The sequence below is a fragment of the Sanguibacteroides sp. AM78-02pH3A genome, from assembly GCF_027666085.1.
Taxonomy (GTDB): domain Bacteria; phylum Bacteroidota; class Bacteroidia; order Bacteroidales; family Marinifilaceae; genus Gabonibacter; species Gabonibacter massiliensis.
The window spans coordinates 35,344-42,345 of sequence record NZ_JAQEHX010000014.1 but is presented as its reverse complement, the minus strand read 5'-3'; the positions used below and the strand labels follow the sequence as shown (position 1 = coordinate 42,345).

At 39.5% G+C, this 7,002-nt stretch carries 9 protein-coding genes; all 9 read right to left on the bottom strand.

The window, feature by feature from the left end; all coding sequences use genetic code 11:
* Window positions 1–638: UDP-GlcNAc--UDP-phosphate GlcNAc-1-phosphate transferase (locus tag PGR74_RS13560; protein WP_270517332.1), on the bottom strand; the 638-nt coding region annotated here is incomplete at its 3' end.
* A gap of 7 nt (window positions 639–645) precedes the next feature.
* Window positions 646–1,542 (bottom strand): NAD-dependent epimerase/dehydratase family protein, encoded by an 897-nt coding sequence (locus tag PGR74_RS13555; RefSeq protein ID WP_041504788.1) that lies wholly within the window; start codon window positions 1,540–1,542, stop codon window positions 646–648.
* Window positions 1,539–2,396 carry a polysaccharide deacetylase family protein gene (locus tag PGR74_RS13550; RefSeq protein WP_041502365.1) on the bottom strand — a complete coding sequence of 286 codons (858 nt, stop codon included), beginning with the start codon at window positions 2,394–2,396 and terminating at the stop codon, window positions 1,539–1,541. The genes PGR74_RS13555 and PGR74_RS13550 overlap by 4 nt, the downstream gene beginning before the upstream one ends.
* Before the next feature lie 44 nt (window positions 2,397–2,440).
* Window positions 2,441–3,298 (bottom strand): GNAT family N-acetyltransferase, encoded by an 858-nt coding sequence (locus PGR74_RS13545; RefSeq protein ID WP_052634389.1) that lies wholly within the window; start codon window positions 3,296–3,298, stop codon window positions 2,441–2,443.
* A gap of 9 nt (window positions 3,299–3,307) precedes the next feature.
* Entirely contained in the window at window positions 3,308–4,561 is a 1,254-nt protein-coding gene (locus tag PGR74_RS13540) for a glycosyltransferase family 4 protein (protein WP_041502364.1), read from the bottom strand.
* Window positions 4,561–5,661, bottom strand: a complete 1,101-nt coding sequence (locus tag PGR74_RS13535; protein WP_270517331.1) for a DegT/DnrJ/EryC1/StrS family aminotransferase — start codon at window positions 5,659–5,661, stop codon at window positions 4,561–4,563. The genes PGR74_RS13540 and PGR74_RS13535 overlap by 1 nt, the downstream gene beginning before the upstream one ends.
* A complete protein-coding gene (locus PGR74_RS13530; protein ID WP_041502362.1) occupies window positions 5,658–6,179 on the bottom strand; it encodes an acyltransferase in 522 nt (173 codons plus the stop codon). Before PGR74_RS13530 ends, PGR74_RS13535 begins: the two co-directional genes overlap by 4 nt.
* On the bottom strand, window positions 6,176–6,592 hold the full coding sequence (locus tag PGR74_RS13525; protein WP_041502361.1) for a sugar 3,4-ketoisomerase: 417 nt from the start codon (window positions 6,590–6,592) through the stop codon (window positions 6,176–6,178). The genes PGR74_RS13530 and PGR74_RS13525 overlap by 4 nt, the downstream gene beginning before the upstream one ends.
* Window positions 6,576–6,992 (bottom strand): sugar 3,4-ketoisomerase, encoded by a 417-nt coding sequence (locus PGR74_RS13520; RefSeq protein ID WP_041502360.1) that lies wholly within the window; start codon window positions 6,990–6,992, stop codon window positions 6,576–6,578. Before PGR74_RS13520 ends, PGR74_RS13525 begins: the two co-directional genes overlap by 17 nt.
* Window positions 6,993–7,002: the final 10 nt, after the last annotated feature.

Here is a 7,002-nt window from a genome sequence, read left to right as displayed (position 1 = left end):
CGTGTTTGTATAATTAACTTCCCTAACAGGAATAAAATGATAAACGCTATGCTGACTGATCCGACATCCCCGGCAAAACACTTCGCTTTCTTGCGGAAGTTAAAAATGTTGAATACCGTGATGGCGATCACCATAACCCATAATAGTTGCGCTTCTATAAAATTCACCTGGTATTCGTTTATATAGAGTAAAGTTCCCGTTACGACCAAGCTGTATCCCCCGGTAATGCCGTTAATACCGTCCATGAAATTGTAAGCGTTGATCAGTCCTGTGCAGAAGATCAAGGCGATCGGGATATACCACCAGGGTAAGGCCGTGCCCCCCCACTGGTAGAATAGCAGTAACATGGCCGTAAAGTGTATCGCTAAACGCACTCTCTTGGACACGGAATGGATGTCATCGATAAAGCTCACGATTGTAATCAAGGTCAAGCCGGCCATGAACCACGGGTATTCAAAATGGTTCGCAAGAAAATAGAGCAAGGCTCCGAGATAGAAAATAATTCCGCCTCCCCGTAGGGTAACTCGTGTATGCGAGCTCCTTTCGTTCGGTTTATCGATAATATTGAATCGGTCCGCTATATGGAAGTAGATCAATTCGAGGACCAGCAATAAAGCAAAAACTAAAAAATAATACACGACCGGATCAATGAATTTTAAAATGTTCCAACACGTTTAACGGTTCCCAGCCCAACACTCTCTTCGCTTTCTCGTTACTGAAAGTCAACGATCTCGTTATCTTGTCTAATTTCGAGGAATTGATCGGGGCCTTGTTTCCCAAACAATCGCCTGCTAACGCTAATGCTTTAGCCAACCAGTAAGGTATGTTCACCGGTAATTTCTTGCCCAATTGAACCGAGATCGTTTTTTCGAGTTGCCGAAAACTCGGATGTTCGTTATCACACACGTTGTATATACCCCCCTTGTCGACAGCCATGAATAATAACCTGGCTATATCCTCCGCCATCAACACGCTCTTACGGGCTTTCCCTCCGGCAATACTTAAATAACGTCCGGTTCTGATCCCCTCGATCATGGATCCCAAATTTCCCGGGGGATTTTTTCCCGCTAATAGAGAGGGGCGCAGGATTGTTAATATGACGTTATGTATCGAGCACCACTCTTGTAAATAGATTTCCGCCTGTTTTTTACTGTCGGCGTAAGGAGTATTCCCGTTTAACGGGTGATCTTCACCGATCAACCTTCCCGATTCGCACCCGTAAACGGCAACTGTACTGATGAAAACGAATGAACCTGGTACTCCCGCTTTTTCCAACGCCTCACATAAATTCCTCGTGCCTTGCAGGTTTACTTCGTAAAACTCCTGTTTTTCCTTCTCCGTTCCGGGAATGACGTGAGCCTTACCGGCAGCATGCAGTACCACGTCGTACCTCTTGGACAAGACCGGTACCTCTTTGGCCAGGTTTACCGTGTAATTATCAAACGAGGTTAACCCGATCGTTTCTAACTCGTACTTTTTTGATAATAAAGGACCTGCCTCTTTCCCTAAAAAACCGGAAGCTCCCGTGAAAAGTAAATTCATATTACTTGTATGTTTTTGATGTCGAAAGTTTTTGCTTTGTCCCAATCTATCAGGGAATCGGCTTGGCGAATATCGACGAAGTCGAAATCCCGGATGAGTTTCTGATATTTCTCGAAAGCGCCTCGTAAGCCCATCGAGTTTTTGATTTGGCGCATCAAAGGCAAGTGTTTCATCCTCGGTTGTGCCGGGTCGAAATCGCTCGGGTGGAAATAGTTTATCACGTAATCGCTATGTCGCATGAAATACCTTGTTAACCGGTAAGGTAAAATCCGGAAATACCCGCCGCCGGAAAAAATGATATCTTTACCGAGGAAACGATACACGTTCATCGGAAATTCTTTTAATCGGTAACCGTTGACGTTTATAATCCCGGGAACACCTTCTCCGTATTCTTTTAATCCCCCGAATTCCCGGTTGGCGGGAAATATAGAGCAATCGTATTTAAAACCCAGCTCCGCAAGCACGTCAAAAACGTACAGGTTTTGTTTCATGACGGAAAAGGAGGGGGCCCTGAAAGCATCCACCGCTTCTCCGGTGATGTCTTCCAGCAGAGCTTTCGATTTGAAAGTGTTGTTTTTGAATGCTTTATAATCTAATCTTAATGCCAGTTCATGCTGGTAAGAGTGACATCCCACGTGGTGTCCTTTCTCGTGAATCGTCCGGATCACTTCGGGATGTTTTTGCGCGAGCCATCCCAGGCAGAAAAAAGTTCCCTTGACTTTCTTTTTTTCCAGTTCCGATAATATTCTTTCCAGGGGCTCGTGTATTCGAACTTCGTGCTTGTCCCACTCCATGTTTTGGGAGTAATTGTCATGACAATACCAGTCCTCTATATCAAAGGTCAGAATGTTCATTATAATAATGTGGTAAAAGGGTTATGCCGGATGATAAATTGGGATCAAGCCACATCGAAATCGATCAGTTGGAAAAAGATATTGTCTTTCGTAACAGGAGGTAAGTTACCTGTTAAATCCATGAAGATTAAATTGAAAGGAGAGTGTTTGATAAAACTCGGTATACCGAAATAGTGGCCATTTTTCAAGTCTGCCCCCAGCCCCACGTAAAGATTTAGCGGTCGCAAGAAATTGTTGGATTTTTTCAAATTTAGCTTAGACAGCAATTTTTCCGGGAAAACACCCATGAATGTTTTTACTCCCAACACGTTTCGGAATTTGTAGAAGTTCGTTTTCCCGACGATAGAGGTTTTATGGACAGCGTATTCCTGTTTTCTTAATCTCCAGTTCAACAACTCCTCGTCCCAGTAAACGCTATACGTCTTGTTCGAAGCGGGTCTTATGCTCGTTCCCCAGCCGTATTTTACCGTTAGTTTAGAGATAAGGGTAAAGTTGAAGTACTTCATGTAACCGTGTATGCTGTTGGCATTGGCCACTCCCAAAATGAACCCGAAACCGCTCTTTTTAGCGTGGTCGAATGTCTTTTGAGCCAGCATTTTAAAGAGTCCTTTACCTCGATGATCCGGGTGTGTTACCGTCGCTATATCCAACAAGCCGAGAACAAGCTTGCCGGCGATGTTCATTTTCATGGGGATACAAGCGTAATGAGCGACAAGATCGTTGCCCTGAAAAGCGTTGAATGAAATTACTCTTCCTAAAGGATTGTCCAAGTACAGGTATTTAAACCCGGCAACAGAGAACTCGTGGTTAGAGCCGGCATATACGATATTTTGTAAATCAACTATCTTTTGCAATGATGCTATACCGTCATCAAAAAATAATTGTCTGATTTCATAGTCCATAAAGTATCTTTATGATAATTCGTTTATAAGTTTAAAATAAGCTTTGAATAAATATTTGTAATCAAAAAATTGAGCAGCCTTTAGCGCATTATTGCATAGCATATTATACTCCTCTTTATCCAACGATGCAAATTCATTGATAATTTCCGCGTATTCTTGGGCGTTACTTATATTTTTCGATATACCCGCTTTATATTTGTTTACAATATCGTATCCCATCACGTTATTGGATAAGATTGGTTTACCGCTCGCCAAATACTGAAATAATTTACCTTGACTTCCTCCGTATTTTTGAGTTTCTACTTTTTTATAATTCATTAAGTTTAGAGAACTACACGACAAGATATAGGGAACGTATTTTATGTCGACCCACTTTTCTTTGAAAATGACGTTTTTTATGTTATTCTTTTTACAATATTCTATTAGTCTTTCTCTTTCGTCTCCATCTCCGTATATCAAAAACTTGATTTTAGAATTGTCACGAAGAAAAGCGGCGGCATCTATTAATTGCTGTATGTTATTTGCTAAACGTATTGAACCTAAATAGATGACTTTAAAGTGAGAGTTGTCTGATAAATCATCGTCTTGTAGGATGTAGTTCTTTTTGTTATATTCGAATTCATCTAAATCGATGCCATTATTGATGTAATTGTATTTATCGATATTTATTTTTCCGCCGTGTTCCGTATCCCACCCCTTGTTTACTATATAATCTTTTCCTCCCTCTATTGTGAATATCAATCGATCAGCTTTTTCGTAAAGAAATTTTTCAATTCGATATGCTATTTTAATAAATGGATTTTTGGGTTTCATGAGTCCGGTAGCAACAAAATCTTCCGGCCATAAATCCCATACTTCTGTAACATATTTAGCTTTTAACTTTCGAGCGGCAACATATACGGGAAAATCGAAAGGGACCCTTAAATTATGTATTACAATATCAGGTTTGGGAAATTTTTTCCTGTAATACAATAATCTCCATGCAAATAAAAAAATGGAAAATATTCGTTTTAATCCATTGGAAGTGTAAGATGGAGTTTTTATGAAAACGTATTGTTTGTCCCCGTATTTTGATAGGAGGTATTTTTGAGAGTTGTTGATAGAGTTCGATTTATTATAATGTAAAAAGCTACCTGCAAAAATGATAACATGATACCCCTTCTTTATTAACATTTCTGCAAATTTTTGATGTCTTAAATGTGTATCTAATTCTGGGGGTTGTGCGTTTACACAAACTAACCAAACCGTTTTTTTCTGTTCCATTATTTGAAGGAGTTTACAGTTTCAATAACCGTGTGTATCTCATATTCAGTCATAGCAGGACTTATCGGGAGACTAAGTTCTTCTCTGTGAATTTGCTCTGTAATGGGGAATGATAGATCATTCCATTCTTTATAGCACTTCTGTTTATGTGGAGGGATTGGGTAATGAATGATAGTCTGAATTCCTTCTTGAGTAAGATACTGTTGAAGCTCGTCCCTGTATTTACAACGGATCGGAAATAAATGAAATACATGAGCTTTCCAATCTTTCACGATCGGAAGAGTAATTTTTTGATTGTTAATATTCTTTATATAATGTCGGGCTACTTGTTTGCGGATCGCAATGTCTTGATCCAGGTATTTTAATTTTACATTTAGTACGGCTGCTTGAATTTCATCCAAGCGACTATTCCGTCCTGTATATTTGAAAATGTATTTTTGACTTGACCCGTAGTTAGCCAAAGCTCTGACTACTTCTGCCAACTCTTTGTCATTCGTGGTAACTGCACCTGCATCTCCTAATGCTCCTAAATTTTTGCCCGGGTAAAAACTATGACCACTGACGTCTCCTAACGAACCGGTTTTTTTACCGTTAAACTGGCACCCATGAGCCTGGGCGTTATCTTCAATCAATTTCAGATTGTATTTTTTACAAAGCTCTCCGATTTGTTCGGAATAGGCGCATTGCCCATACAGGTGAACAATTAGAATCGCTTTCGTTCTTTGCGTGATCACAGCTTCTATTTTTGTATCGTCTATTTGGTAGGTTTCTATATCGGGTTCTACCAAGACAGGCTTTAAACCGTTTTCCGTAATCGCTAATATGGAAGCTATATAAGTATTTACAGGAACAATGATTTCGTCGCCGGGATGCATGATTCCCATCTCTATATATGCTCGAAATATCCAAATTAATGCATCTAATCCATTTGCGCAACCGACACAATATTTCGTTCCTATATATCGGGCGTAATTAATTTCAAATGCTTCGTTTTCCTTTCCCTGCAAATACCAACCGGAATCTATAACTCGCTTAACTGCTGCATGGATTTCTCCCTGATACTTGGTCGTTATTTTTTGTAAATCTAAAAATTTAATCATATCTTGTATTGTTTTCCGTTTTTATCCTTCATCTCCATGTCTAAAAGAATTCCGTCACACGTTATGTACCCTTTTTGTTTTGCAGGATTTCCATACCAAACCGTATTAGCAGGAATATCTTTAGTAACAACACTCCCTGCTCCGATAAATGCGTATTCACCGATCACTACTCCTGCTATAATCGTGGTATTGGCTCCGATGCTGCATCCTTTTTTTAAGTAAGTTTTTATAAATGCGGGAGGATAAATTTTGGAACGAGGGACTAAATCATTTGTAAATGTAACATTAGGGCCAATGAAAACATGATCTTCCACGATAACTCCGTCCCAAAGCTGTACACCCGATTTTACCGTAACGTAATTCCCTATTTGTACTTCATTCTCGATCAGCACGTGTGCACAAATATTACAATTTTCTCCAATAATCGAATTGGGAAGTACAACGCAGTATTGCCATATTTTTGTCCCCTTTCCTATTTTCTTAGACTGGACATCAGATAAATGGTGAATAAAACTCATTTTTTGAGATTTAAAAATTCTTGATAATCCCTTACATAATCCGTTTCGTCATACTCCATCGAAGCCAAAACCAAACAGACCGAACCGGAGGAAAAATCATCCAATGTTCTCCATATTCCCGGAACGATTAACAAGCCTTGATAAGGGCGGTTTAATGTGAAAGTACGTTTCACGTCTCCGTCATCGAGAGTAACATTGAAACTACCGCTTGCCGCAATTATCAATTGATACAAATTTTTATGAGCGTGCCCTCCTCTTGATTCTCCTCCCGGAATATCGTATAAATAGTAAGCCCGTCTAATTGCGAAAGGTATGGTCTTGTTATTCTCTACAACGGAAATATTTCCTCTTTCTTGATGGTGTTTATCCAGCTCGATGATCGTACAATCGTAAACTCTACTCTCTTTCCTCATTTGATAATGATTTAAATAGTTCGTAATCGTAGATATAATCGTTTGCATCGAATGGAGTTGACGCTAATATCAAGGCTAAGGAATTCGTTGAAAAGTTCTGCATTTGTCGCCAAATACATTTAGGAACGTATAATCCGAAATAGGAACGATTTAAGGAGAAAATCTTTTTTTCTTTTCCGTCATCCAAAACGACATCAAAACTTCCAGACAAAGCCACGATGAATTCCTCGTTTTTACGATAAGCATGTCCTCCTCGAATCTGTCCGCCAGGCACATCGTATATCCAGTAGGAGCGTTTTATATCAAAAGGAATGTGCTTCATTTGCTCTATAAAAGATAAATTCCCTCGATTATCTAAAAATTGAGGGAGATGTATAATCTCTACGTTATTTAACGTCATAATTTAAAAT